The 25,298-nt window shown below is 69.6% G+C and carries 20 protein-coding genes; 6 read left to right on the plus strand and 14 right to left on the minus strand.

Going from position 1 to position 25,298, the window contains the following annotated elements; all coding sequences use genetic code 11:
* Positions 1–80 precede the first annotated feature (80 nt).
* The 3 genes from ACP4IX_RS02480 to ACP4IX_RS02490 form a co-directional block, all read right to left on the minus strand.
* Positions 81–668, minus strand: coding sequence for a hypothetical protein (locus ACP4IX_RS02480; RefSeq protein WP_426554633.1), 588 nt, complete (start codon positions 666–668; stop codon positions 81–83).
* Positions 669–735: 67 nt separating this feature from the next.
* Positions 736–1,059: a DUF6083 domain-containing protein gene (locus tag ACP4IX_RS02485; protein WP_426554634.1), complete on the minus strand. Its 324-nt coding sequence runs from the start codon at positions 1,057–1,059 to the stop codon at positions 736–738.
* Positions 1,060–1,630: 571 nt separating this feature from the next.
* Positions 1,631–2,134: an SMI1/KNR4 family protein gene (locus ACP4IX_RS02490; RefSeq protein ID WP_426525904.1), complete on the minus strand. Its 504-nt coding sequence runs from the start codon at positions 2,132–2,134 to the stop codon at positions 1,631–1,633.
* 304 nt (positions 2,135–2,438) lie between these two features.
* Here ACP4IX_RS02490 and ACP4IX_RS02495 point away from each other — a divergent pair, with 304 nt between their 5' ends.
* Entirely contained in the window at positions 2,439–2,867 is a 429-nt protein-coding gene (locus tag ACP4IX_RS02495) for a DoxX family protein (RefSeq protein ID WP_426554635.1), read from the plus strand.
* 23 nt (positions 2,868–2,890) lie between these two features.
* Complete coding sequence (locus tag ACP4IX_RS02500) at positions 2,891–4,546, plus strand: FAD-dependent oxidoreductase (protein ID WP_426554636.1); 1,656 nt, start codon at positions 2,891–2,893, stop codon at positions 4,544–4,546.
* A 425-nt stretch (positions 4,547–4,971) separates the two neighbouring features.
* Here the strand turns inward: ACP4IX_RS02500 and ACP4IX_RS02505 are convergent, their stop codons facing one another.
* The 3 genes from ACP4IX_RS02505 to ACP4IX_RS02515 all read right to left on the minus strand — a co-directional run bounded on the left by ACP4IX_RS02505 (position 4,972) and on the right by ACP4IX_RS02515 (position 8,621).
* Positions 4,972–5,718 carry an SAM-dependent methyltransferase gene (locus tag ACP4IX_RS02505; RefSeq protein WP_426554637.1) on the minus strand — a complete coding sequence of 249 codons (747 nt, stop codon included), beginning with the start codon at positions 5,716–5,718 and terminating at the stop codon, positions 4,972–4,974.
* A gap of 380 nt (positions 5,719–6,098) precedes the next feature.
* On the minus strand, positions 6,099–6,641 hold the full coding sequence (locus ACP4IX_RS02510) for an MOSC domain-containing protein (RefSeq protein ID WP_426554638.1): 543 nt from the start codon (positions 6,639–6,641) through the stop codon (positions 6,099–6,101).
* A gap of 972 nt (positions 6,642–7,613) precedes the next feature.
* The gene (locus ACP4IX_RS02515; RefSeq protein ID WP_426525890.1) at positions 7,614–8,621 is read right to left on the minus strand and encodes a helix-turn-helix domain-containing protein; all 1,008 of its coding nucleotides are present in this window, start codon (positions 8,619–8,621) and stop codon (positions 7,614–7,616) included.
* Positions 8,622–8,796: 175 nt separating this feature from the next.
* Between ACP4IX_RS02515 and lanKC the strand changes: the two genes are divergently transcribed.
* The 3 genes from lanKC to ACP4IX_RS02530 all read left to right on the plus strand — a co-directional run bounded on the left by lanKC (position 8,797) and on the right by ACP4IX_RS02530 (position 15,575).
* Positions 8,797–11,490 carry a class III lanthionine synthetase LanKC gene (gene lanKC / locus ACP4IX_RS02520; RefSeq protein WP_426554639.1) on the plus strand — a complete coding sequence of 898 codons (2,694 nt, stop codon included), beginning with the start codon at positions 8,797–8,799 and terminating at the stop codon, positions 11,488–11,490.
* Positions 11,491–11,853: 363 nt separating this feature from the next.
* Complete coding sequence (locus tag ACP4IX_RS02525) at positions 11,854–13,575, plus strand: ABC transporter ATP-binding protein (RefSeq protein WP_426554759.1); 1,722 nt, start codon at positions 11,854–11,856, stop codon at positions 13,573–13,575.
* 11 nt (positions 13,576–13,586) lie between these two features.
* On the plus strand, positions 13,587–15,575 hold the full coding sequence (locus tag ACP4IX_RS02530; RefSeq protein ID WP_426554640.1) for an FAD/NAD(P)-binding protein: 1,989 nt from the start codon (positions 13,587–13,589) through the stop codon (positions 15,573–15,575).
* A 396-nt stretch (positions 15,576–15,971) separates the two neighbouring features.
* Here the strand turns inward: ACP4IX_RS02530 and ACP4IX_RS02535 are convergent, their stop codons facing one another.
* From ACP4IX_RS02535 to ACP4IX_RS02560, 6 genes are all read right to left on the minus strand, one after another.
* On the minus strand, positions 15,972–17,417 hold the full coding sequence (locus tag ACP4IX_RS02535) for an aldehyde dehydrogenase family protein (protein ID WP_426554641.1): 1,446 nt from the start codon (positions 17,415–17,417) through the stop codon (positions 15,972–15,974).
* Between the two features lie 514 nt (positions 17,418–17,931).
* Positions 17,932–18,723 (minus strand): VOC family protein, encoded by a 792-nt coding sequence (locus ACP4IX_RS02540; RefSeq protein ID WP_426526755.1) that lies wholly within the window; start codon positions 18,721–18,723, stop codon positions 17,932–17,934.
* A 376-nt stretch (positions 18,724–19,099) separates the two neighbouring features.
* Positions 19,100–19,753 (minus strand): YceI family protein, encoded by a 654-nt coding sequence (locus ACP4IX_RS02545; RefSeq protein WP_426526753.1) that lies wholly within the window; start codon positions 19,751–19,753, stop codon positions 19,100–19,102.
* A 230-nt stretch (positions 19,754–19,983) separates the two neighbouring features.
* Positions 19,984–20,898 (minus strand): YceI family protein, encoded by a 915-nt coding sequence (locus tag ACP4IX_RS02550; protein ID WP_426526751.1) that lies wholly within the window; start codon positions 20,896–20,898, stop codon positions 19,984–19,986.
* Positions 20,899–21,860: 962 nt separating this feature from the next.
* The gene (locus tag ACP4IX_RS02555) at positions 21,861–22,721 is read right to left on the minus strand and encodes an endonuclease/exonuclease/phosphatase family protein (protein WP_426554642.1); all 861 of its coding nucleotides are present in this window, start codon (positions 22,719–22,721) and stop codon (positions 21,861–21,863) included.
* 110 nt (positions 22,722–22,831) lie between these two features.
* On the minus strand, positions 22,832–23,317 hold the full coding sequence (locus ACP4IX_RS02560) for a VOC family protein (RefSeq protein ID WP_426526747.1): 486 nt from the start codon (positions 23,315–23,317) through the stop codon (positions 22,832–22,834).
* Positions 23,318–23,578: 261 nt separating this feature from the next.
* Between ACP4IX_RS02560 and ACP4IX_RS02565 the strand changes: the two genes are divergently transcribed.
* Positions 23,579–24,397, plus strand: a complete 819-nt coding sequence (locus tag ACP4IX_RS02565) for a siderophore-interacting protein (protein ID WP_426526745.1) — start codon at positions 23,579–23,581, stop codon at positions 24,395–24,397.
* Positions 24,398–24,525: 128 nt separating this feature from the next.
* Here ACP4IX_RS02565 and ACP4IX_RS02570 read toward each other — a convergent pair whose 3' ends face one another.
* Positions 24,526–24,915, minus strand: a complete 390-nt coding sequence (locus ACP4IX_RS02570) for a VOC family protein (RefSeq protein ID WP_426526743.1) — start codon at positions 24,913–24,915, stop codon at positions 24,526–24,528.
* Complete coding sequence (locus ACP4IX_RS02575; protein ID WP_426554643.1) at positions 24,912–25,214, minus strand: ArsR/SmtB family transcription factor; 303 nt, start codon at positions 25,212–25,214, stop codon at positions 24,912–24,914. Before ACP4IX_RS02575 ends, ACP4IX_RS02570 begins: the two co-directional genes overlap by 4 nt.
* Positions 25,215–25,298 lie beyond the last annotated feature (84 nt).

Here is a 25,298-nt window from a genome sequence, read left to right on the forward strand (position 1 = left end):
GCGGCAGCGCGGGTCTTCCACGACGTGGGCCAGGGCGATCCGGGCCAACGCGCCCTCGGGCACCCGGGAATCGGCGGATGTCACAGGCCGGCCGACGGAGGCGGAGAGGTGAGCGGCTGCCCCCAGACGCGGAGCACCTGGTGGTCGGTGTAGGCGTACACCAGGCGGTAGGCGGAGGCCGCGTCCGGGCTGCGGCGCAGTTCTTCGAGGTAGTGGCGGGCTTCCTGCTCGCTCTGGCGGGGTGTCCCGCACATCTGCCAGGCCTGCCCGTTCCACATCTCCGGGATCCAGCGTTTCCTCGGCTCGGGCTGATCGGAACGGATGCCGTACTTGCTCTGCACCCTCAGGGGCGCCGCCTCGTCCCCGGACGCAGGTGCAGGGCTGTCGGCTGAGCGTGGCCTGGGAGTGCGCAGGCCGGCCCGCCGACGGGTCTCACACAGCAGGCACCCGTCGAAGGCGTCCGGGTCGACAGGGCCCGTGGGGTGCTCAGGACAGCGTGTGGTGGGCTTGGGCGTGCTGATGACATCGTTCAGCAGGGCCAGCGACCGCTCGAGGTCCTGCCGGATCTCTTCCACGTGGGGGACGGTGTCTGCGTTGTCGAGGCGTTGCCCGTGCTCCCCCGCGACGCGCAGGGACCGGCCCAGTGCAACGAGTTGGGCGTGATTCACGGATGCCTCCTCCGAGAGCGGCCGGGTCAGCGCACCGGCTCGGTCTCTCCATGCGTGCTCGGGCTCTTCAGACGCTGCGGGTCAGGCGTAGCCGCATGGCCCGCCACAGTTCACCGGCACCTCGGCTGGTGTCGGGCCGGCTGCGGTGCAGGCCGGGACAGCAGGCGTCGTGCGCGACTTTCGCACTGCCGTAGTCACGGTGATGTGGACCGGGCCACGCGATGCCACCAACGAGATGGTAGACCTCGGTGTCGGCGAAGAGCCTGGCCGGGTAGTCACCGGGCACCAGAGCGATCCACGCCTGCTCCACCTCGGGTTCCCCGCCCTCGAGGACGCGGACCGGGCCGGGACCGGCCTGGAGCCGGTAGATGTTCACACCGTCGAAGTCCATGGTGCGATGACGGTGCGTCGCCACAGTGCAGCGGGGGCACGGAACCGTCAGCTTTCGCCCCCACGGCGGCATGGGCTCTCCCGGTTCCTGCCGAGAAGGTGCCCTCACGTCCGCTCAGCCTCCCAGGTGTGAAGATCCACGCCTCGCCACGGCATGGCCATGGACCGGCGACGAGGGCAACTTCCACAGTAACGCCACAGTCTGACGGGCCAGCAGTTTTCAGCGAGCACGGTCCAACGGCGCGACCTGCCGCCGCTGGCACAAGGCCTGCGGCCGTGGAGCAGCGTCCCGAGTGGCCGGCAGCACGGAGAGCTCGGCCAGGACCAACGGGTCCGCGCGGACGGCGACCGCCGCCGCGGCTTGTGTGCTCACCCGATACGTAGGGGAAACGCGCTGCCCTGACCCAGAACCTGGGTCGCCATGCGGGGGACCGACCCCGGCACCGGAACCGAGAGCCGTTTCGGACAACGTTCGCCCCGCCCGCCGTGACTGGTCAGTGGCAGGGACGACGCGGGGGCGAGGCACGGTCTCGTGTGCGGGAGCGTGCTCAGGGTGTCTCCTGCCCCGGCTGTCACTCGAAGTCACGGGCAGCGGTGAGGCCTGCGATGAACGAGCGGAAGTCCGGGGCGAGGACCAGCTCTGTGCCGAGGTCCGCCTCGAACCAGGTGACGGACGGTTCCCCGTGTCGTCCGCAGGCCCGGTAATCAAGCCCGATCCAGCACGGTCCGTCACCCGAGACCAGAACCACCACCGCGGCGGGCAGCCCCCATTCCTCGACCAGGTACGGGCTGTCGAGCAGGGACATCGTTCCCTCGCGACGGCCGATGCCCATCACGCTGTCGAACGGGACGTGGTCGGCGCTCCAAGAGGTCGGACGGCTCGTGGGGAAGGCATTGCGGCCGGCCACGACCTGGCCCCCGTTCTGGTGGCGCAGCAGGTCGAGCAGGGAACTGGGGAGCGCGACGTTCAGCAGCCGCTGGGCCTCCGCAACCGCCTGGTCGGTCAGGGCCGGCTGCACTGCGTACTCACTGCTGGTGTCCCAGAGGGAACGCTGGAGATCCTCGAAGCGTGTCACGAGCAGCATCGTAGGAGCCACGCCCCGCGGGTGCCTTCCCGCCCGAGATCAACTGATGGCGGCTTCTGGGCTCACCTCGGGGATACCTCTTCCGGGCCGTCGGTCCTCGTCGTCGGCCGTCTGACACATGCGTCGGTCGTCGTCCTGACACATGCGTCGGTCGTCGTCCATCGGGGGGACCGTTGCTTTGCCGGGTGACATGGGCGCGTGGCGGGGAGGGTTCCTCCGGGCGCGGTTGTTTCACTGGGGAGCAGGCCGGTCGTGAGGACCGAGCGCAGAGTCGCCCGCATGCCCGGAGGTCTGGTTGGAACCCCTGATCGCTCTGCTCGTCGGCTTCGGTCTGGCGCGGCTGGTCGGTGTGGCGGGAGTGGACGTGCTCGACGCCTGGCTGCCCTCGCTGCGGGTCGGGCTGGCGGTGATGTTCCTGTTCACCGGCTTCGCGCACTTCCACCACCGCCTGCGGGCGGAAGTCGTCGACATGGTGCCACCGGTTCTGCCACGGCCCGATCTGCTGGTGACGCTCACCGGCGTTCTGCAGATCGTCGGGGCGGTCGGCCTGCTGATCCCGGCCACGGCGCTGTGGGCGGCGGCCTGCCTGATCCTGCTCCTCATCGTCCAGTACCCGGCCAACGTCTCCGCCGCAAGGCGCGGCACGCGTCAAGGGGACCCCATCGTCATGCGCACCGTTCACCAGCTCGTCTACATCGGCGCGTTGGCGCTGACGCTGATCTGACTGGCCCGGCAGGGGAAGGCGAAGTGAGTCGAGCCGATACATATGACGTCGCGATCGTGGGCTCCGGCGCGGCCGGGCTGTGTGCGGCGCTGACCGCCGCGGTGGCGGGCGCGTCGGTGGTGGTGCTGGAGGGCAGCGACCGGTGGGGCGGCGCCACCGCTGTCTCGGCGGGCCAGGTGTGGGCGCCGGGCAACCACCACATGCGCGAGGTGGGGGTCGCCGACGACCCCGAGGAGGCCCTGGCCTACGTGTGCGACCGCACTCGAGGGCGCGACCGGAGTCTCGCCACCGCGTTCGTGTACGCCGCACCCCGGATGGTCCGGTTCGTGGAGGAGCACTCACCGATCCGCTTCACGCCTACCACGCTGGCCGACACCTTCACCGAAGCGCCCGGCTGGCGACCGCGCGGCCGCAACATCGAAGTCGCCCCGGTCAGTCTGGGTGACCTGGGCGATCCGACGGACCTCTTCTGGCCACCCCCCTTCTTCTCACCGGTCTTCACCAACGAGGAGATCACCCAGCTCCACCTGGTGACCGGTGGGTCACTCCCTGCCGACCTGATCGAGGAGCGCACAGCGGCCGGACGGGCGACCTTGGGCCAGGGACTGGTGGCCGGTTTGCTCCATGCCTGCCGTTCCGCCCGCGTCCGCCTGCTCAACCGGCACCGGGTCACCGCTCTCACCACGACCGGTGAGCCCGGCAGCGTGACGGTCACAGGAGTCCGGGTGGGGGGCCGGCGCGCCTTCCCGGCACGGGCCGTGGTGCTGGCCTGCGGCGGCTTCGAACACGACCCCAGCCTGCGCGAGAACCTGCTGGACGGTTCGTACGCCCACCCCGTCACGCCTCCCGTCGGCCGCGGCGACGCCCTGAGGCTGGCGGCCGAGGCGGGCGCGGCACTCGCCCACACGGGTGAGTGCTGGTCATGGCCGGTCATCCAACACCCCGGTGCCGCCTGGCCGGACGGCACGCCCCGGCCGGAACTGGTGATCGCCGAGCGCATGCTTCCGCACGTCATCTGGGTCAACTCCGCCGGCCGTCGCTTCGTCAACGAGTCCAGCCACAATGCCGCGCTCGCCTTCGCCGAGACCGACCCCAACACCGGACAACCCCGCAACGTGCCTGCCTGGGCCATTGCCGACGCCCAGTACCGCGCCCGCTACCCCTTCGCCGGCGCCCGCCCCGGACAGCCGCTGCCCCCGCACGCCGTCCAGGCGGCTACCCCGGCCGAACTCGCCGAACGCGCAGGCATCGACGCCGCGACACTCGCCTCGACGCTGCGGCGTTTCAACACGTTCGCCGCGCAGGGCCTCGACCCCGACTACGGCAGAGGTGCCACGGTCTACGACCGCGAAGGCGGGGATCCTGCCGCGCCCCACCCGAATCTCGGCACGGTCGTCGAACCGCCGCTGTGCGCCGTGCCGGTCCTGGCCGGCTCGGTCGGCACCAAAGGCGGTCCTCTCACCGACTCGCGTGCCCGGGTCCTGCGCTGGAACGGCACGCCCGTACCGGGCCTGCACGCGGCGGGAAACGCCATGGCCGCCGTGATCGGCCCCGGCATCGTCTCCCCGGGCGCAACCATCGGCTCCGCCCTCACCTGGGGCTGGATCGCCGGCACCACCGCGGCGGAGAGCAGATCACAACCGAACCGCTCCGGGTCTGATGGGGGCTCGATTCCCTGAGCGGATCGAGCCATGGCCCGCCCGTCCCCTCACACCCTGCCGACCGGGTGGGAGTCCACCACCTTCGGCGGCACGGCAGCGGCGCGGCCGAGTCGGCACGGCCGAGTCCGAACGCGAGTACATCCGGGAGAACTTCCTCCACGGCCAGGCGTCCGTACGCGGGCGCGGCCGGCATGGCGGGCGCCCCGAGGTCGTCGACGACGACATGGCCGCCTACGCCGGCGGCCTTCGGGCCAACGGCCTGCCGGTGCCGCAGATCGCCCAGAAGCTCGTCATCACCTCGGGCAGGAACCAGGGCAAGCGCCCTTCGGTCGCCACCGTCCACCGCATCCTCGCCGAGGACGTCGACAGTCGGCGAGATGGGGCACGTCCTGAAACGCGCGGGTCCGGGCAGCATGCTGCCCGGACCCGCGCTGCCCGGAGTGTCAGCGGCTCATCAGCGCGAAGACGCCCCAGCCGAGGTACTCACGGCTGTACTGCACGTAGCGGGCGGGCCCGGTGGCGAGTTCGGTCCGCACCTCGGCGGCCAGCTCGTCATCGGGGTTCCGGTCGAGCCAGCGGCGGAGGTTGAGCCACTGCGCCGCCTGGTACCGGTCCCAGCTGTCCTGGTCGGCCAGCACCATCTCCACTACGTCGTACCCGAGGTTGCCGAAGTGCCCGATCAGCTCCGGCAGCATCCGGAAGTCGGCTCTGCTGCCGGCGTGACAGCCTTCGACGACGTCCTGAGTCGGCGGTGCCTGACGCCAGTACGGCTCGCCGATCAGCATGAGGCCGCCCGGGCGGAGGCTGCGGCCCAGCAGCTCGACGGTGCCGGCCACGCCGTCGCCGATCCAGGTGGCGCCGAGGCACGCGGCGAGATCGACCGGCTCGTCCGCGACGTAGCCGGAGGCATTGCCGTGGACGAAGTCGACCTGGTCGGCGACTCCGAGTTCAGCGGCGCGGACCCGGGCCTTCTCGGTGAACACCGTGCTGATGTCCACCCCCGTCCCCGTGACGCGGTGGTCACGTGCCCAGGTGCACAGCATCTCGCCCGTACCGCTGGCGAGGTCGAGCGCCCGCGTGCCCGGTGCCAGATGGAGCGCCTGGCCCAGCGCGGCGAGCTTGTCAGCGGTGAACGGGTTGTGGATGCGGTGACTGCTCTCGCGAATGGTCCAAATACGTGGAAGATCCACAGGAGGGATTCCTTAGATTCGATGAGGTCCTGGCGTTCCTGGCGGGCGGCCGTCCGCAGTCGGCCACCGCTGCTCGAACCGTCATCAAACGCACCCCGCTCGGACGTCTCGATCTTGGACTCGTGCAAACCTAGAGCTCTCCCGGACGACGTGTCCACCGATTTCCTGCGGCGCTGCCGGCCACGCGCGACCTCAGGACGCCGGTCCGTGGCCGGGCGACGTCCTCGTCCAGGACCCGGTGTCCGCGCTGGTCGACGGGCAGGCCACGCAGCTGATCGACGGCAGCGTCCAGGCAGCGGGGGGTCCACTGCACCGCAGCGTTGAGGACCACGAGAAACCCGCGCGGCCGGATGTCATGTCACGGTCCGTCCAGGAGGACGTCAGACCCGCTCCAGGGCCCGATGCGGCCCGCTGGGAAGCTCCGCCCTGATCGTGTCGCCCGGGCGCACCGTGCCGCCTTCCTTCACGATGCTCATGATTCCGGCCTTGCGTACGATGTTCCCGGCCTCGTCACGGCCGACGACCCGCTTCAGGAGCCCGTCCTGGAAGTTGTCGATCTGGAGGCAGGGATTCCGCAGGCCGGTCACCTCGAGGACTGCCTCGTCGCCGATGCGTAGCAGGGTGCCGACGGGCAGGCCGAGCAGATCGATGCCGCGGGTGGTGATGTTCTCGCCGAGCTCGCCGGGCGCCACCGGGAACCCTTCTTCACCGACCTCGGCGAAGAGCTCCTCATGGATGAGGTGGACCTGCCGCACGTTCGGCTGGGTGGGGTCCTGTGCGACGCGCGAGCGGTGCTTGACCGTCACACCGGCGTGTACGTCGCCCTCCACACCGAGCCCGGCGAGCAGTGTGATGCTGTCGCGGTTCGGCTTGGTGAACGAGTACTCGCCGTTGCTGCTGACCGCCGTCACTGTCCCGCTCATACCTCGGACCCCCTCCTCAGGAACAATCAGCCGCTACGACCCTAACCTTCGGACCGCCGGGCGTGGCAGCCATCATCAATCGCGGGTCAGGCCGTAAGTACTTGGCCGCTGCAGAACTCCGGCGGGCCAAAGCCCAGGCGAAAGGAACTCCTGAGGACGCTCTCGCTGCAGTCACGGCTCGCAGTCGGTTCTCGCGAGCGGTCAGCAGGCTGCGTCTGGCTCTCTCCGATGACCAACCGGTCCCGTTGCGGTCGTTTGGAGCATCCATGAGGACGAAGGCGAGTTGGCGTCGACCTGCCGGATCTCGGCGAACGAGCTCGCGCCCGGTCTACGCAGGCACAGGCGCAAGACGACCGAAGAGCGCGCACTGCGCCGTGTGCCTACGGCCGCGAGAGGAGAGGCGGTCTGGCCGCCTGTCCGGAAGATCTGCCGTTTCTACCGAGCGGCCGGCCGACTGCGAGCACCGCCCTGGCGCCGACATCACGACGGCTCGGACATCTGCCGCCCCGGGCCGTCCAAGGTCACCCGGCGCCGACCGGCAACGGCAGAAGCCCACGGAACCTGAGCCGGTCGGCTCCGTGGGCTTCTTCGGTCCCGCTGGCCGGCGGGCGGAGTGGTCGCAGGTGCACAGCCCCTCCTCCACCCACCGCCGGGTGCGCGTTGAACGCCTCGGTGGTCAGCGTGTTCCCCCCGATGCACGCGCCCACGGACGGGGGCGGCGTGCAGGAACGGGTAGGCGCCCGCCGCGCTGGCGGTGTCGGCGCGGACGGCCTCCACGCGGGCGTCGCAGCGCGGAACGACAACAACGGCGGTGACGAGCCGATCACTTGCACGCCATCACCGGCTACGGCGACATCGACGCGACCTCACCGGTGTCGTCGGCCCGCACGGCAGTACTGCATCCGGAGCGGAAGTTCGTAAACCCGGGCTCCCGTGCCGGTACAGACACGAGGACGGCTGGGGGCCGGCTCCTCACGAGCCGCAGCGTTGCCTCGTACGCGCGAGCCGGAAGTCCGAGGGCGGGATCCCGTATGCCTTGCGGAAGGCGCGGCTGAAGTCAGCCGCGTGGCGGAAACCCCACCGGGCGGCGATAGCGCTGATGGGGTGCGTGGCCAGGTGAGGAGCGGTGAGGTCGTAACACGCGCGTTCCAGTCGCTGCTGCCGTATCGAGGCGGCCACCGTGATGCCGCGCTGCTGGAAGAGGCGTTGGAGGTGACGGCGCGAGATGTGGTGTTCGGCGGCGATCTGCGCGGGAGTCAGCTCAGGATCCTCCAGATGCCGCTGGATGTAGTCCTGGACACGGATGAACAGGCTGCCGTGGGCCTCCTCCGACGTGGCGTCCTCTCGCGTGTGCGCACCGAGCACCCCGGCGAGGAGTTCCAGCAGAACGCCGGAGAGCCGGTGCGCCTGTGCGGCGGAGAAGCTGCCGGGGTGGCGTAGGAGATCGACGAGCAAGCGCGACAGTGTCAGGCCGAACACGTTGTGCTGCCGCAGGGGCGTGACCAACAGTGAGTCCATCAGGTCGGTCGGCAGCGGGACCAGTTCCTTGGGGATCTGGAGCCGCAGCGCCACCAGGGACGAGTCGACGACATCGGGATGCTGGTGGTGGGCGCGAGGGCCGCCGGCGTGGAACACGTGGGGGCAGGAGGTGTCGGCCAGGAACATGTCGCCGGGTGTGAAGACCCTGGACCGGGCCGAGTTCCCCAGCTTCAGTTCGCCTTGCAGCGGGAGCACGAGGTGGTACTGGTCCGGGTCGACCGCTGCCCCGTGGAACGGCGTGCCCAGCGCTGCCGCCGGCGGCTGGGCTAATCGGAAGAGTCTGAGGGCACCGAGGTCGAGCCTGTCGGCCAGCGTATGGAGGTGCTGGGGAGAGTCGATGGCCAGGTGGGACGGCCAGGGCATCAAGTCGATCTCGTCGCCCCACTGGTCGAACCGCTCGGATGCGGGAAGCTCCTCGATCCTCAATCGCTCGGCTTGCATGCGGTTTACACCTTCCCCCGAATTGGTGGCGTAGACCAGGTGACTGTACCTGGCGCATACCGTCAAGGAGAAGTCCCGCTCTGCTAAGGACTACATCTCGACGCCTTGGCAGACTCACTGACGTCACCGATGGAGGCAGTCCGGAATCTGCTGATACGGAACGGGGAGTGATCCAATGGATCTCCGCTATCCGGCTTACTGCGTGGCCAACCCAAGATTCTACGAGACCCCGGAACGAGTGTCTCTGGACGAGGGCCGGGTGGACTATGGAAGCCACATTGAAACGCCGCCCGGATGGCGTCGCTCGGTCGAAGAGCAGTGGACCCGCATCCAGCCTCCGGCCGGAACCCCTAAACTTCCCGTGCAGGGCTGGAAGATACATGTTTCCAGCACTCCGGAGAATGCCATCGAAACCTTGAAGAAGGTGGCCGACCACTGCTTCAAGCATACCCTTCACTTCAAGTTCCTTCCGCACTCCCTGGTCATGCAGGCGAGAAGCGCGAAGTACGCTCCCCGTGAAGCCAGCGGAAAGTTCATCACCGTCTACACCCGGAGCCCCGCGGAGCTGCGCACAACGCTGGAAGACCTTGATCTGGAAATCGGCGGCTGGCCGGGACCGTACATTCTCAGCGACCTGCGCTGGAACGAGGGGCCGCTGTACGTCCGGTACGGGGCCTTCATGCTCCGGTTCGCCCACGTGGACGACGGTACCCAGGTCGCTGCGATCGAACGGCCCGACGGAGTGCTGGTGGCCGACCACCGCGAGCCGCGCTTCATACTCCCCGAATGGGTCGAAGTTCCGGACTTCCTCGCGGAAACGGTTCATCCTCGAATGTCCGGCGAGCAGCCCTCGGAATTTCCGTACGACGTACTCGGAGTTCTTCACTTCTCCAACGGCGGCGGCGTCTACCGAGCCCGCCGGCTCCGGGACGGAACGGAACTTGTCCTCAAGGAAGGCAGGCCCTATGCAGGGCTGGACCGCACCGGTGAGGACGCGACTGCGCGGCTGCGGACGGAGTACGCGGTCCTGTCCGATCTGCAGGGACTTCCCGGAATCCCGCAGGTCTTCGATTACCACACTCTGGGCGGGCACGATTTCATGGCCATGGAGCATGTCTACGGCCAGTCCTTGCAGAGCTGGGTCGCACAGAACTATCTCTTCCTTTCGGGAACCGGTGACGGAAACGAGACCCAGGAATACCGGGAATCGGTGGACGTCATCATGGATCAGCTGGAGCAGGCGGTACGGAACGTCCACGAGAGGGGGTACGTGTTCAACGACTTGCACCCCGGTAACGTCATGATTGACGAGGACCTCAACATCTCGTTGATCGATTTCGAAGCCGTGCAACGGCAAAGCGATGCCGGTCCGCGGCCACTCGGCGTTCCCGGATTCGCCGCACCCGACTCCTTACGTGGATTGCAGGCCGATCGCTACTCGCTCAACGCCATCCGCCTGTGCCTGTACTTTCCGCTGATCTCGCTCCTCGCGCTCTGCCCGGCCAAGGCGGCCACGTTCATCGACGCGGCCCGGGACCGCCTGGAGCTGGACGAGGACGTGGTGACGGAGCTGCGCCGTTCGCTGGCGGCTCCCGGCCCGGCCCAGTCGGGCCTGCGCCCCGCCGACCCGGAGCTGGCCTTCACCACGGCGGCCGGCCCCTGGCACCTCCAGGAGAGGGCGCTCCAGGCGTCGATCCGCCGTACGGCCACACCGGACCGGCAGGACCGGCTCTTCCCGGGTGACATCAACCAGTTCTTCCACGGCGGCGGCGGAATCGCCTTCGGTGCCGCCGGGGTGATCGACGCCCTGCACACCGCGGGAGGCACCGACCTCGACCCCTACGTCGACTGGCTGGAACACGACATCTTCACCAGCCGTGTCCCACGGCTGGGGCTGTACGACGGAGCGGCCGGAATCTGCCGGGTCCTGCACCGGATGGGCCGTACGGACACCGCGGTCGCGATCTACGACAAGGTGGCCGAGGAGAGCGCGGGGCTGTTCGGGACGAAGTTGTTCGACGGTCTGTCCGGAATCGGACTGATGAGCCTGGACTTGTATCGTCGCTCGGCGGAGCCCCGCTTCCTCGACCACGCCGTCCACGCCGCGGCCGTCGTCGAGGAGGCCGTCGACTCCGGCAGGTTCGCCGTGGGGGCGGGCTCCCTCTCCGCCGACTCGCTGCTCAGGGACCGGAACGGAAACGCCGTCGAGAACTTCTGGGGCGGACTGCTGTACGGCTGGTCGGGACTGGCCCTCTTCATGATCCGGGTGTACGAGGTCACCGGCGACCAACGCTGGCGACGAGCGGCCGTTACCGCCCTGCACCGGGACCTGGACGAATGCGACGCCATGCCGGACGGCACCCTCCAGGTCAAGAACGGGGCCCGGGTGCTGCCCTATCTCGCGACGGGCAGCGCGGGTGTGGCCATGGTGGGTGACCTGATCCTGCATCACGTGAGCGACGAACGCATCGAGAAGGCCCTGCCGGAGCTGAGCCTCGCCTGTGTCACCGAGTTCAGCATCGGCGCGGGGCTGTTCAACGGGAGAGCCGGGCTGATCGGCGCGCTGCACCAGGTGAAGCACCGGCTCGACTGGCCGGATGTGGACAAGCGCGTCGACGAGGGCGTGGCATCCCTCAACCTTCACGCCCTGTGCGACGAGTTCGGCCTCGTCTTCCCCGGTGAGCAGAATCTCCGCGCCTCCACAGACCTGGGTACGGGATCGGCCGGCGTGCTCCAGCTCATCAACGTACTCACGGGGAGAACCAGCGAACTGCTGCCGTTCCTCGGCCCCGAGCCGTGGACGCCTCCCCACCGTGACCCCTCGGCCACCGCGGCCGGCGCCGGAATCACCACGTCCGAGCAGCGCTGACCGCGCTTCGCGGCCCTTGCCGCACACGGCCGAGAGCACCGCAGTCCGAGCAGGGAGGGAGGTGAACATCATGGCGAACTTCGTACTGGGGCTTCAGGGAATGGAGTCCGAGGCGAACAACCAGGACGTCCTCGCGAGCAGCTGGACGTCGGTCTGCTGCAAGTGCAGCTGGGTCAGCACGAGCTGCTGACCCTACTCGGCCGCGTCGGGGGCGGCGGGCCCACTGGCTCCGAGCCCTCGGCGTGGCCGGCCGGGACATCGGTGGAACGTACGAGAGAGCGGGTGGAACGCCATGCCCTTCCTTCCGGAAGGACGACGATGAAGCAGGCCGGACGGGTGAGGACTCGTGACCTCGTGCGCTACATGCGTGGGCACGCGCTCGCCATGTCCCTCGCGGCGGTACTCTCTCTCGTCGCCGCCGGCGGGACGCTCCTCCAGCCTGTGCTGGTGCGGTCGGTCATCGACGCCATCTCCGCGTCGCGGTCGACCATGGCGTCCACTGTCGCGCTCGTCTCGCTGCTGGTGGGGGCGGCCGTGATCAACGGGTTCCGGGACTACATGCTGCGGCGCGTCGGTGAGGGCGTCGTGCTGCGGATACGAGAGCGGCTCGCGGGGCATGTGCTGAGGCTCCCCGTCGCCGAGTACGACAGCCGCCGTACCGGGGATCTGCTCTCCCGCATCGGGGCGGACAGCTCGATGCTGCGGTCCGTCGTCACCTCGGGGCTGTTCGAGATCTTCACCGGCACGGTGATGATCATTGGCGCGGCGGTCGCCGCGTTCCTGGTCGACCCTCTGCTGTTCGCGGTCACCGCCGGGGGCCTCGTCGCCGGTTTCGCGGGAGCAGCGGTGATCGCGCACCGTACTCGCCCGGCCTCCGAGCAGGCCCAGATGCTGCTCGGGGAAATGACGTCCGGGCTGGAGCGCGCGATCGGCGGCGTACGGACGATCCGCGCCGCGCGGGCGGAGCAGCGGGAGACCGAGGCGATCGCACACAGCGCCCGCCGTGCTTACGGGATGGGGCTGCGGCTCGCCCGGCTGCAGGCGCTCACACTGCCCGTGGCGCACATCGCGACGCAGGGAGTGTTCCTGCTGGTCCTGGGTGTGGGAGGTGCCAGGGTCGCCTCCGGCGGGCTTTCGGTCGGTGACCTGGTGGCGTTCGTGCTGTTCCTGTTCTTCCTGATCATGCCGGTAGGCCAGCTCATCGGCGCCTACTCGCAGTTGCAGACCGGTCTCGGTGCGCTGCAACGCATCGAGGACGTGCTGCGCGTGCCGATCGAGACGGACGCGGACGTCGTAGGCGTTCAGCCGTCGCGAGAAGACGGAAGGGCTGCCCCGCTCTTCGGCGTCGGATCCGTCCCCGCGCTCGCCTTCGACCGTGTGACGTTCGGTTACGGAAAGGGCGAGACGGTCGTGGAGGACATCAGCTTCAGCGTCCCTGCGGGCACCCGCACGGCTCTGGTCGGCCCGTCGGGCGCCGGCAAGTCGACCCTGCTGGCGCTGGCCGAGCGCTTCTACGACGTACGGTCCGGCGCGATACGGCTGCACGGGGCCGACATTCGCGAGGTGTCGCGCGACGAACTGCGCAGTCGGCTCGGCTACGTGGAGCAGGAGGCACCGATCCTCGCCGGAACCCTCCGGGAGAACCTGTCACTGTCCGCGCCGGGCGTGTCCGACGACGACCTGACAGCCGTCCTGCGCAGCGTCAACCTCGACGGGATCGTGAAGCGGTCTCCGCTCGGACTGGACGCGCAGGTGGGCGAAGGCGGCGTCCTGCTGTCCGGCGGTGAACGCCAGCGCTTGGCCATAGCGCGTACGCTCCTCGCCGCTCCTCCGATCCTGCTGCTGGACGAGCCGACCAGCAATCTCGACGCCAAGAACGAGCAGGCGTTCCGCGCGGCGATCGACGCCGTCCCCACCGGCCACACGCTGCTGATCGTCGCCCATCGACTCGCCACCGTGGTCGACGCCGACCAGATCGTCGTCGTCGACCGCGGAAGGGTGGTCGGCGCGGGTACCCACGACGAGCTCATCGAGTCCAGCACGCTCTACCGCGACCTGGCCTCCCATCAACTGCTCGTGGCCTGAAGGGAGGACCGATGAACGACATCCGCCGCACCACCGGCGCCGACGAAAGCGGCCCGGACTCGCACCGGGCGAAGAATCCGAGCATCGCGGTCGTCGGATGCGGACCACGCGGGACATCCGTACTCGAGCGCATCGCCGCGAACATGCATCTCCTCGCCCCTGACGAACGCCTGGACATCCACGTCATCGACCCGTATCCAGCCGGTGCCGGACGGGTATGGCGACACGACCAGTCCCGGCTGCTCTGGTCGAACACCCGGGCCGACGAGTGCACGCTCTTCACCGACGACACGGTCACCTGCCAGGGCCCTGCCGTCGAAGGCCCCACGCTGGAACAGTGGGCGCGGGACCTCGCCACGGGACGACTTCCCCTTCCCCCGGGCTACCGGCCCGCCGCAGGGGTGCGGGAGGAGGCCGCGCGCGTCCACGCCGGCTGGTTCGCCACACGGCAGCTCACGGGTGACTACCTCGCCTGGTCCTTCTGGCGGACCGCCGCTGCCGTGGCGCCCCGAGCCCGCGTCCGGACGCATCGGGCGCTCGCTGTGTCCCTGGGCGATCTGCCTGACGGCCGTCAGCGCATCCACCTCGACGACGGCGGGATCGTCGACGTGGACCTGGTGATCCTGGCGCAGGGCCACTTCCAGGTGAAACCGCAGGGCCCGGAACCCCGGCTCTCCCAGCACGCGGCGGCCCATCACCTCACCTACCAGCCGACGGCTTACACCTCCGACATCTCCCTGGACGCGTTCCCTGCGGGCGAGCCCGTACTGATGCGCGGATTCGGGCTCACCTTCATCGACATCATGGTGCTCCTCACCGAGGGACGCGGCGGCCGCTTCCAGCGGGAGCCGTCGGGCGAGTTGTGCTACCTGCCGTCGGGCCGTGAGCCCACGCTGTACGTGGGCTCACGCCGAGGTGTGCCGTACCGCTCGAAGTTCGCGTACGTCCTGCCGGGGCCGCCGCCCCGTATACCCCGCTACTTCTCCCCCGCCGACTTCGCCGACCACTCCCTGGACTTCGCCTCCGACCTGTGGCCCGCCCTCGCACGGGAGCTGACCGTGGCCGGGTACCGGGAGTTGGCCCACTCCCATCCCCGACGCCTCACAGTCGACGCCGGGGAGTTCCTCGACCGGCTGGACGCGGCGCAGTGGCAGAGCCCCGAGTTCAAGGACCTGATCGAGCAGGCCGTGCCCGACAGCCGTGACCACATCGATGTCGACGGGCTGGACAGACCGCTGGCGACCCGCCGCTTCTCCGACGCCGCGGCCCTGCGCACATGGATGCTGAACTACCTCGCCGACGACCTGGAGAGGGGGCGGAACCCGCGGTACAGCGCTCATCTGGCCGTCTACCACGCCATCTTCTCGATCTCGCAGGCACTGTGGGCCGTGGTCCAGCGGGGAGAGGTCGAGCCCGGCAGTGGAAGCCACAGCATGACGGCGTTCTTCGACTTCTGCCGATTCCGTACCAGCGGCCCGCCGGGACCGCGCCTCGAGCAGCTGCTGGCACTCGCCCGAGCGGGCGTGGTCGACTTCGTCGGCGCGAACATGAAGGTGACCTGCCGAGGCGGCGTGTTCGAGGCGCGTACCAGCAGTCTGGACAGGGTCGTGCAGGCCCGGGCTCTGATCGAGGCCCGCTTGCCGGGACGCGCTCTCACGCGCGTGGCCGACCCCCTGCTCCTCCACCTCATCGGCGAGCGCGCGATCAGGGAACAAGTGCAGACCGACCCCACCACCGGCCGGCGGCAGCCCACGGGTCTCATCGACACACTGGGTGCCCGCCCACTGGGGCTCGACGGCTCTCCGCACCCGAGGCGCTTCGTCACCAGCCCGGGTGACTTCCCCCGGCCGCGGACCAACGACCCGTTCCTGCACCAGAGCGACGCGGTGGCCAGGGAGGCGCTCCAGGCACTCGTGGAGGCGCACAGCGGATCCTGCGGTCAGGTTTCGACGCCGTCTCCGATCCCCTCTGCGCACGGTACCGGCCGATACCCGTCATGAGTGCGCCTGCGGCGGCGGCCCGTGGGCGGCCGCGTTGACCGGCGGTCGCAGCGGTCCGCCTGTGCCCCGGCGCGGCTGTCCGGCGGAAAGCGTGGGAGGCACGGCACCGGCGGAGAGGGGACCAGGTGCCTGGCCCTGCGTCTCCTCGTGCACGCACGACACCGACGGCCGGGTCGCGGCTGGTGTCCTGGGTGAGCCGGGGCTCGGCCGCGGGCTGCCGGACGGTAGCCAGTACGCCGTGGGGGCGGCCCGGCTCAGGCGCGCACGGTGGTCGAGGGGCTGCTGGGCGCGGGTCAGGTGGTCCTCGTGCTCGGGTGAGCGAGGTGGAGGGGTGCGGGGCCGGCCCGGCACGCCGACCGGGGCACGCCGGGCCGGCCCGGGGCACGCCTGCCGGGGTCAGAGGCTGATCACCCCGGTGCGTGTGTCGGTCATGTCCATCAGGGTCCACTTGCCGCCGATGCGGCCCCAGCCGGTGCCACGTGCGCCGGCGCCGCCGAACGGCATGTTGATGTCCCACCAGTTGTTGGACTCGTTGACGAGGACCTGGCCGACCTCCATCTCCTCCATGAAGCGGAACGCGGAGGTCATGCTGCGGGTGAAGACGGCCCCCTGGAGACCGAGGGCGTCATCGTTGGCGATGCGCAGCAGGTCGTCCTCGTCGCGGCCGGTGATGATCGGGACGACCGGGCCGAAGGACTCCTCCTTGGACAGCAGGCTGTCCTCGGGGACGCCGTCGACCACCGTGAACTCGTAGTAGAGGTCGGTGGGCATGCCCTCTCGGCGCCGGCCGCCGGTGAGGATCCGCGCGCCGCGGGCACGGGCGTCGTCCATGTGGCGGTCCATCCTGGCCGCGACGCCCTCGTTGTTGAGGGGGCCGAGGACGGTCTTGTCGTCGAGGGGGTCGCCGAGGTGGACGCGCTCGGCCTCGCGCAGGACGGCCTCGACGAACGCGTCGTGGACGTCGCTGTGCACGACGACGCGCTCGGTGGCGCAGCAGACCTGTCCGGCACACGGGTAGGCGCCGTCGACCGCGGCCTTGGCGGCGGCCTCGACGTCGGCGTCGGCGAGGACGACCAAGGGGCCGTTGCCGGAGCACTCCATCAGCGACCGCTTCAGCCCGGCCGCGGACTGGATCTTCGCGCCGGTGGCGGAGGAGCCGATGAAACCGATGGCGTGGATACCCGGGTGGCGGACGAGGGCGTCACCGAAGGCGCCGTCGCCGGGCAGGACACTCACCAGGCCCTCGGGGACCCCGGCGGCGGTGAGGGCCTCCATGGCCTTGAGCACGGTCAGTGGTGTGTTCGTCGGGGGCTTGACCACCAGTGCGTTGCCCGTGGCCAGGCCGGGGGCGGCGAACTCGGTGAACATCAGCAGCGGGAAGTTCCAGGGCGTGATGACCGCCCAGGTGCCCACCGGACGGTGGAAAGTGAACATCCGCTTCGAGTTGTCGCGGGAGGGCAGCGTCTCGCCGTGCAGGCGGACCGCGTCCTCGGCGTGCAGGCGGAACAGTTCGGCGGCCTCCGTCACGTCGGCGACCGACTCCGCCAGCGGCTTGCCCTGCTCCAGGGTCTGCAGCCGGGCGAGTTCGTCACGGCGCCGGTCGACCTCCTCCGCGATCCGGCGGCACAGTGCCGCGCGCTCCCAGACGTTGACCCTGGCCCACTCGGCCTGGGCAGCGTGTGCGGCGGAGACCGCCGCGTCCAGGTCGGCCGCCACGGGCAGCGGAACCGTGCCGACGTGCTCGCCGGTGGCAGGGCTGATCACGTCGCAGGTGTCGCTGCCGGCCCCGTCACGGAAGACGCCGCCGAGGAACAACTGCTGGGACAGGGGAGGGATGGCCATGAAGAGGTCCTCTCAGCGCGACGGACGTTGCGGCAGATCAAACGTCAGCGCCTTGTGGCCGTCAAGACACACGAAACGGCCACGTTCGTCATCGCCGATGGCCTACGCCGCAGCCTTGGCGCCAGGTTCTCGCCGGTTCCGTGAGTCGGCGTGCCGCTGCCAGTCGATGCCTGGCGAGGCCCGGATCCGGGCAGTGGAGTTCCGATGCCGTGGCCGAGGCCGGGAGCTCCACCTCACCCCACCGCCGCGGATCCCGCATGGCCCGGGGTCGCGAAGCGTGCACTGTGACGGCTCAGCCGACCGCCGGACCGCCTCGGGGGCAGCCCGGGAAGGCCGGCCCGCGCGGCTTCACCAAGCGTTCGACTCGCCCGTGTCGAAGAACGCCGCACCGGCCACGCGGGGCTGGCCCCCGGCGAGCCCTCAGCGTGCAGACCTGCCGCGAGTGATCGGCCACTACGACGGCGGCGACCAGCGGATCACCCGGAAGTGGATCACCGGCCCGCGAGTGGTTCGGTCACGCCTGGGCCGGCGCGAGCACCACGAAGTCCGCGTTGGACGGATCGAGGCATACGGCCAGCCGGCCGATGCCCTCCGCGTCCTCCGGACCCATGTGTACGCTGCCGCCGTGCTCGGTGACCGCGGCGACGGCGGCGTCGCAGTCGGTGACGGCGAAGACCGGGTGCCAGTACGATCGCCCGTTCGCCAGGGCGAGGTCCTGCTCGCGGACCTCCATGAGGCCGCCGTGCATGCGCTCCTCGGGGAGGCCGGCGGGAGTGATGAGAGAGTACGTGCCCCCGCCGCCCGGCAGTTCCATGTCGCCGAACTGCCAGCCGAAGACACCGCCGTAGAACTCCTTGGCCGCCGCCGCGTCGCTCGTGTACAGCTCGGTCCAGGACAGCGACCCGGGTTCGTCCACCAGTTCGACGCCTTGGTTCGTGCCCGGCTGCCATACGGCGAACTGGCCACCCGAAGGGTCGCTCAACTGGGCCATCCGCCCCCAGTCGCCGAGGTCCGTCGGCGCCGCGCGCACCGTTCCGCCCGCGCTCCGCACGGCCTGGGTGGTGGCGTCCGCGTCGGAGACGCAGTAGTAGATCATCCAGGCGGAGCGAGCGCCTTCTTCGGTGAGCTTGCCGAGCCCGGCGACGGTCTTGCCGTCCCTGCGGAACAGGCCGCCCTCCACGTCCTGCCCCATGGACTCGTAGTCCCAGCCGAGCACGGCGCCGTAGAAGGCCGCGGCGCCGCCGACGTCGGGGGTGCCGAGGTCGAGCCAGCAGGGTGAGCCGGGGACGAACTCGTTGGTGATCACGGCGATTCCCTTTCGCAGGTCCTGTGTGAACTCAGCGTGACACCTCTCGCTGACACCTGCCCGTTGTCCTGGGCCGCTCTGTGGCCCTCACCCACGCCGCGCCGGCTCCCCCTCTCGTCCGTTTCCCGCGCGCCGGTGCGACGCCGCCTCGTGAGGGGGGCGGGCGAGGTCCGGCGGCGGCGCGTACGGGAAGCGGCCGTCCCGTCCTTCCGGCGCGGGTACGGCCGACAAGCCCGGCACGGCTCTCGCGGGGCGGAGCAGTGGCCGGGCCGGTCGGCCTCGGAACCGACCAGGTGTGTCCCGCGGTCCGCCGCTCTGGGCCGCCTCCTCGGGGAGGGCCGGCGGCTGCGCGGTCCGAGCGGCCCACCAAGGCCCTCTATGACGTCGACCGGACCGCGGAGATGTCGAACTGGAGTCGGACCTTCTCGCTCACCATGGTGCCGCCCGCCTTCAAGCGCTGGTTGTAGACCAGGCCCCACTCCCTGCGGTCAATGGTGGTGGTGCCGTCGAAGCCGGCTCGCTCGAAGCCGAACGGGTCCAGGACCGAACCGAGGTAGTCGAGTTGCAGGTCGACGGGCCGGGTGACGTCGCGGATGGTCAGGTCCCCGGTCATGCGGAAGCTCTCTGCGCCCTCGTGGAGGGTGGAGGTGCTGCGGAAGGTCATCTCCGGGTAGCGGCGCACGTCGAAGAAGTCGCGGCCGACGAGGTGCGCGTCCCGTTGTTCCACGCCGGTGTCGACGCTGGCGACCCGGATGACGAGCTCGGCCCGCGACTGCGAGGGTCGGGCTCCGTCGAAGTACAACGTGCTGTCGTAGTCGGCGAAGGATCCCCGCACCGTGGTGACCATGGCGTGCCGGACGGAGAATCCGATGCGGCTGTGCGGTCGGTCGATGGTCCATCGCCCGGTCAGTGCGCGCAGTGCCGGGTCGAGCGCGACACCCACGGTCGCGGCCTCCGCGGCGGAGGTGCCGGTGTCAGCGGCCGGGGCCGGTTCGATGACGTCGGTCTGGCGACGGCTGAAGATACCCATGATCGTGAGCCCTTTCCCATCTGAATGCTCCGTGCTGTCACGGTGTCGCCGGGCAGGCCTCACAAGACGGGTGGCCTCGTCCGGGTGCTTCCATGCGGTCGACTGCGAAGCCGCACGAGATCAACACGATGTGGGGTGCGCTGCTGGATGACATCCGGTCCGCGCCCCTCGACGCCGAGAAGGCGCCTGGCGGCCCGCGGCCCCCGTAGGCGTCTCCCCTCTCCGAGTGGTTAGTCCGGCGGCGTGGGCGTGTCGTGGGTGCGGTACATCGCCTGTACGTCCAGTTCCAGTTGGACGGTCGGACCGACGACTGCGATACCTCGGGCCAGCATGGAGCGCCAGTTGAGGGTGAAGTCCTCCCGGTGGAGTTCCGCCTTCGCGAGGGCCGCGCAGCGCAGCTCCTGGTCGTAGCCCCCGTTGACCGTCCCGAGATAGGTCGTGTCGAGGCCGACGGATCGGCTGGTGCCGTGCATGGTGAGTGTGCCGTGCAGGGTCCACTTGGACCCGCCGCGGTGGGAGAACCGGGTACTGGTGAAGTCGATGTACGGGTAGCGTTCGACGTCCAGGAAGTCGGCGGAACGCAGGTGGTTGTCACGGGTGTTGTTGCCCGTGGTGATGCTGGCGGCGTCGATGCGCACCGAGACGTGCGAGTCGGCCATGTTCGGTGCGACGCGGATACCGCCCTGGAAGCGGGTGAACCGGCCATGGACGTGGGCCATGCCCACATGCTTGGCGATGAACCGGACGGCGGTGTGCGGAGGGTCGAACAGCCATGTGCCGGCTGTCGGAAGTTCCAGCCGGCGGGCGGGCTGGAGCTCGACCCGTACCGGGGGCAGAGCCACCCCGGCGGCGATGTCGAGGGCCTCACGGGCGGGTGACAGGCTCTCGGCCACGGTCATCACGCTGTAGGCGCCCGGTGGCAGCGTCGCTATGAAGTAGCCATGAGGGTCCGTGGTGCCACGCGTCACCACCCGGTGGCTGTCCGGCGAGGTCACGGTGACCTCGGCTCCGCCTATGGGCTGCCCCAGGGGATCGACGACCTCGAAGCCGAAGGCCCCGGCATCAGGCGGCAGGGGGACCGAGAAGCTCTGTCCGGCACCGGAGGTGCCACGGGAACGCCGACGGCGGAGCAGCCCGAGGGCCATGGAGTTCACCTTTCCTCACGTTCGTCACCGTCGCACGACCCGCTCGGCCAACTGCGTTCGCGGTCGCCAAGTTTCATCGGCGACAGGAGGGCGGGCGCGGAGACAGCAGTTCGTTGACGATCATAAAGCCGGTCGCGTGTGGGTAACTCGCCACGGCGTACGAGCTGTCACGAGCATCCGTCGGTGGATGTGGGGGCGCAAATCAGTACATCAACCGTCCATAACGCCACACCTCGACTTCGCTTCTTTGCAGCAATGCCGGGGGGAAGGACGCGGAAAGGGACCACTATGTTCACCAGCGATCTGCGGTTTCACCACCGGTCCGACACAGGTGAACGAGCAGCGCTTCCCGGCCGGGAGGTCAGAAGGGCCAAGGTCCAGGAGTTCAGGGATCCCGGCGTTGCGGCACGGGCAGCGGCAACCAGGCCACGGATCGGTGGTCCACATGTCCGGCGTAGACGGCACCGCGGTCGGCCACCGCTCCGGCCCGGCATCGTTGGACCAGGATGTTCGCGGGGGTGGCGGCGTCGGACGGCGAGCCGTTCCGCCGGGTGGGGCGGGCGTTGACGGCCTCCGAGGTCGTCTGCGGCGTGGCGGACCTGTTCGACCGGGCGGGCCGGGTACGGCAGTTGAGCCGTCGCTTTCGCAGCGCGCCCGGCGATCATCCGCCCGTCATCAGTGAGGGCAAATGGTGGCCCCGTGCGTGGCGCACTCGCTCGCAGGAACCTCGAAGGCACCGCCCCGGCGGCCCGCCCGTGCGCCAGGGGCTGCTCCGGGCAGCGGACCACCACCTCGCGCGGGGCCGCCACCTCGGCTTCATCGGCCCGTAGGGACCACCTCTTCGAACGGGCGGTGAAGACGGCCGGGCCGGTGACCGCGGCCGGCGGGCCGGCATCAGCCTCGTGCGGCCGGAGCGCCGGCGGGCGGTGGCCGAGCCGTGAACCCGCGGCCACCGCTGCTCGTCAGGAGGCCAGGTCGGTGTGGAGCAGGTGGTGGTCCGAATACGGGCTGGGTTGCACGCGGTGCTTGAGCGGGGCGAAGCCTCGCAGGAATATGTAGTCGAACTTGCTGTGCCAGTCGGTGGTCGGCTCGCAGGCACCGGCGGGCGAAGGATGACACTGGGGGTCCGTGTCCGCGGCCAGTGCCCATATCCGGTCGAGTTCGGGGGCGCCCGGCACGGCGTTGAAGTCGCCGAGCACGACTGCGCGGTCGTACCGGGCGACGTCCGCGGCGAGTACACCGGACTGGTCCGCTCGGACCGCTTCTTGACGCCGGTGGGCGAGGTGCGTGTTGAAGACCCGGACGGACTGCCCGTCCACCAAGGTGGTGACTGCCATGTACCCACGGTCTTCGGACCCGCCGTCGGGGTATTCCACGTTGACGGGATCCGTCATCGGTGCCGCCGAGAGGACGGCCTGGCCGAAGGCTCCCGGATTCCAGGGCACTCCCCCACAGCGGCCGCGATGACGGAGCACCGTTCCGTACTCGACGTGGTAGACCAGCCCGTAGAGGCTCTCCAGGTAGTCCCGGATCCTTTCGACGTCACGCACGCACGCTTCTTGCAGGCCGATGACCTGGGGCGCGTACGTGGCGATCTCCGCCGCCCGGTCCACATTGCTTACCTCGCAAGGGTTGCAGATGTTCCACGTCATGACCCGGTTCGGTACGACGTCGGTGGCGGCGTCCGCGGGCAGGGACCTGACGGAGAGAACACCGCTGGGCGCACTGGCGCCGACGAGCACCATGCAGGCCAGAGTCATGGCGCCCGCGAGCAACCGCGTGCCCCGTCCGAGCACCGTGGCCTCCTCTATGTGCATACACATGGCATCTGACGTATCCATGCACAAGGTTATGGGACGCCGTTGTCGGCAACGCACGCGCAGCCCGTCGACCGGGTTCGGCCCGTCCGGTCACCTGGCGGAACTACGGGCAATTACCCGGCGGTGGCCAGCCGACGCCGGAGTTCTTGCTCCGAGACGTCCTCCACATGGGTCAGAAACACCCACATGTGGCCCGAAGGATCCCTGAGGACGACCGTGCGGTCACCATGAAACATGTCTGTCGGCGGCTGGAGGATCTCGGCGCCGGCGGCCTCTGCGCGCGCTGCCAGGCCGTCGACGTCCGGCACGAAGACATGCAGCGTGACGGACGTACCTCCACCGAGCGAGGCCGGCGCGGCGAAGGAGCCGGCCTCCGCCTCGCCCACGCCGGCGTCCCCGAGCATCAGCGTCGACCGTCCGATGGTGATCTCGGCGTGCAGAATGCCGCCGCCCGGGGCATCGACCCTGAAGTCCTCACGAGCGCCGAACGCCCGCTGGTAGAAGTCGATCGCCGCGGCGGCGTCATCGACCATGATGTGCGGGATCACGGCGTACCGGTAGCGGTCGGGGATCTCGATGCGGGCTGCGCGCTCGGTCATGGCGGACTCCTTCACCGGGTGCCGCTGGTCCGTTCCTGCGGCTCTGGAACGAACCTAGAAGCTCGAGCTTGGTTGAGGTCAATCGCCGACACCCAGCTCCAGGTCGGGGCTTGTCCGTGTCCTGCACGGTGAGGTGGACCGGGTACTCGGAGCAGCACCGGGCTGCGGCGCGTACGAGAAGGCAACGCACCTACGGGGACGCCTTCAGGGACAGCGGCGTGACGGGCGATGCGCTCTTCGACTTAGGTTAGCCTGTCCTGCATGGCGAAGGTCCATCGGCTCATGCCACAACACCCCAGGTTGTTCCGCGCCCGCGTCGTGGGCACCGAACGCGTCTCCCCGTCCATGCAGCGTGTAACCGTCACCGGCCCGGATCTTGCCGAGTTTCCATGGCTGGGGTACGACCACTGGTTCCGGCTGTTCTTCCAGCTCCCTCATCAACCCCGTCTCCGCCTCCCGGAATTCACCGGCTCCCAGTGGTGGCAGCCCTACCTCGCGATTCCCGAGCGCGAACGGCCGCACTGCGCCAACTACTCCGTGGCCGACTTCCGTCGACAGGCGGCAGAGATGGACATCGACTTCGTCGTACACCGCGGCCCCGGAGGCGACGTCGAGGGCAGAGCCGCGATCTGGGCCTGCCATGCCGCCCCGGGAGACGCGCTCGCCCTGCTCGACCAAGGCATCCTGTTCGACTGCCCGCGCGACGCCTCCGAGGTCACCGTCGTGGCCGACGAGACCGGATTGCCCGCCGCGGCGAGCATTCTCCGCTCGCTGCCCAGCGGGACGGTCGGCCGGCTCATCCAGGAGATCCCCACCGCGGAGGACAGGCGCGCGCTGCCCGGTCCGGCCGGAGTGACCGTCTCCTGGGTCGTACGCCAGGACAGCACCTCCGTTCCCGGCGTCGCCGCACTCCGTGAGCTCCGACGGCTCCCCTCCCCCGACCCGACGGGATACGCCTTCATCGTCGGCGAGTCGGCCCTGGCCACCGAAGGCCGCAGGCATCTGCACCGCACGGGGCTGCCGAAGGACCGCATCACCTTCTCGGGCTTCTGGAAGCACGAGAAGACGAGGGCCGCCTGACCGGAGCTACGGCCGAGCAGGCCGGAAGACCGAGGGCCTGCCGATCAGCCGGCCTGCTCGGCATCGGAACGCCTGTTCTCGGCGGGCGCGGCGCAAGCCGCCCCGTCGACGTCGAGGACAGCCGCCTACTACGCCTGGGTCGCGATCTGGATGAGGTTGCCGCAGGTGTCGTCGAAGACCGCGGTGGTGACGGGACCCATCTCCACGGGCTCCTGGGTGAAGCGAACCCCCAGCTCGAGCAGACGCTCGTATTCCGCCCTCACGTCATCGACGGCGAACTGGGCGAGCGGTATGCCGTCCCGGACGAGCGTGTCGCGGTAGGTCTTGACGACCGGGTGACCGGCCGGCTCCAGGAGGAGCTGGGTACCGCCGGGCTCGTCGGGCGAGACCACGGTCAGCCACCGGTCCTGCTCGCCCACCGGCACGTCGTGCTTCTTCACGAAGCCGAGAATGTCGGTGTAGAAGCTCAGGGCTTTGGCCTGGTCGTCAACGAACACGCTGGTCATGTGGATCTTCATGGGATGCTCCCTTCCGATCGGTGCGCGTCGGGCACGAGCCAGCGCTCGGTGATCCGCCGCAGGGGGACTGTGTTCAGGTCATGGAACTTGTACCGACCCTCCCGCCTCGTTTCGACAAGCCCAGCACCCTCCAGCACGGCGAGGTGCTGGGAAACCGCCTGACGCGAGAGGCCGAGCTGATGTTTCATGCTCAGTCTCGAGCAGATCTCGAACAGTGTCTGTCCTGATTTCTCCGCGAGCTCGTCGAGGATGGTTCGACGGGTGGGGTCGGCCAGGGCTTTGAAAAGGTCGTCGGCCACAACCACAGGATAGGCAAGCGGCCACTTGCCTATCAAGTCGAGGAGCCCCGCCCACCTCGACCTGCGCCGTGGCCGCGCGACGAC

Origin of the sequence: Streptomyces sp. WG5 (assembly GCF_049974565.1) — a bacterium.
Classification (GTDB): domain Bacteria; phylum Actinomycetota; class Actinomycetes; order Streptomycetales; family Streptomycetaceae; genus Streptomyces.

What these genes read in the sequence shown, in the direction of transcription:
- ACP4IX_RS02530 (WP_426554640.1), top strand. Translation starts at nt 13,587, where the DNA reads ATGAACGACATCCGCCGCACCACCGGCGCCGACGAAAGCGGCCCGGAC.
- ACP4IX_RS02535 (WP_426554641.1), bottom strand. Translation starts at nt 17,417, where the DNA reads ATGGCCATCCCTCCCCTGTCCCAGCAGTTGTTCCTCGGCGGCGTCTTC.
- lanKC (WP_426554639.1), top strand. Translation starts at nt 8,797, where the DNA reads ATGGATCTCCGCTATCCGGCTTACTGCGTGGCCAACCCAAGATTCTAC.
- ACP4IX_RS02545 (WP_426526753.1), bottom strand. Translation starts at nt 19,753, where the DNA reads ATGGGTATCTTCAGCCGTCGCCAGACCGACGTCATCGAACCGGCCCCG.
- ACP4IX_RS02515 (WP_426525890.1), bottom strand. Translation starts at nt 8,621, where the DNA reads ATGCAAGCCGAGCGATTGAGGATCGAGGAGCTTCCCGCATCCGAGCGG.
- ACP4IX_RS02565 (WP_426526745.1), top strand. Translation starts at nt 23,579, where the DNA reads ATGGCGAAGGTCCATCGGCTCATGCCACAACACCCCAGGTTGTTCCGC.
- ACP4IX_RS02555 (WP_426554642.1), bottom strand. Translation starts at nt 22,721, where the DNA reads ATGTGTATGCACATAGAGGAGGCCACGGTGCTCGGACGGGGCACGCGG.
- ACP4IX_RS02510 (WP_426554638.1), bottom strand. Translation starts at nt 6,641, where the DNA reads ATGAGCGGGACAGTGACGGCGGTCAGCAGCAACGGCGAGTACTCGTTC.
- ACP4IX_RS02570 (WP_426526743.1), bottom strand. Translation starts at nt 24,915, where the DNA reads ATGAAGATCCACATGACCAGCGTGTTCGTTGACGACCAGGCCAAAGCC.
- ACP4IX_RS02485 (WP_426554634.1), bottom strand. Translation starts at nt 1,059, where the DNA reads ATGGACTTCGACGGTGTGAACATCTACCGGCTCCAGGCCGGTCCCGGC.
- ACP4IX_RS02560 (WP_426526747.1), bottom strand. Translation starts at nt 23,317, where the DNA reads ATGACCGAGCGCGCAGCCCGCATCGAGATCCCCGACCGCTACCGGTAC.
- ACP4IX_RS02525 (WP_426554759.1), top strand. Translation starts at nt 11,854, where the DNA reads ATGCGTGGGCACGCGCTCGCCATGTCCCTCGCGGCGGTACTCTCTCTC.
- ACP4IX_RS02550 (WP_426526751.1), bottom strand. Translation starts at nt 20,898, where the DNA reads ATGGCCCTCGGGCTGCTCCGCCGTCGGCGTTCCCGTGGCACCTCCGGT.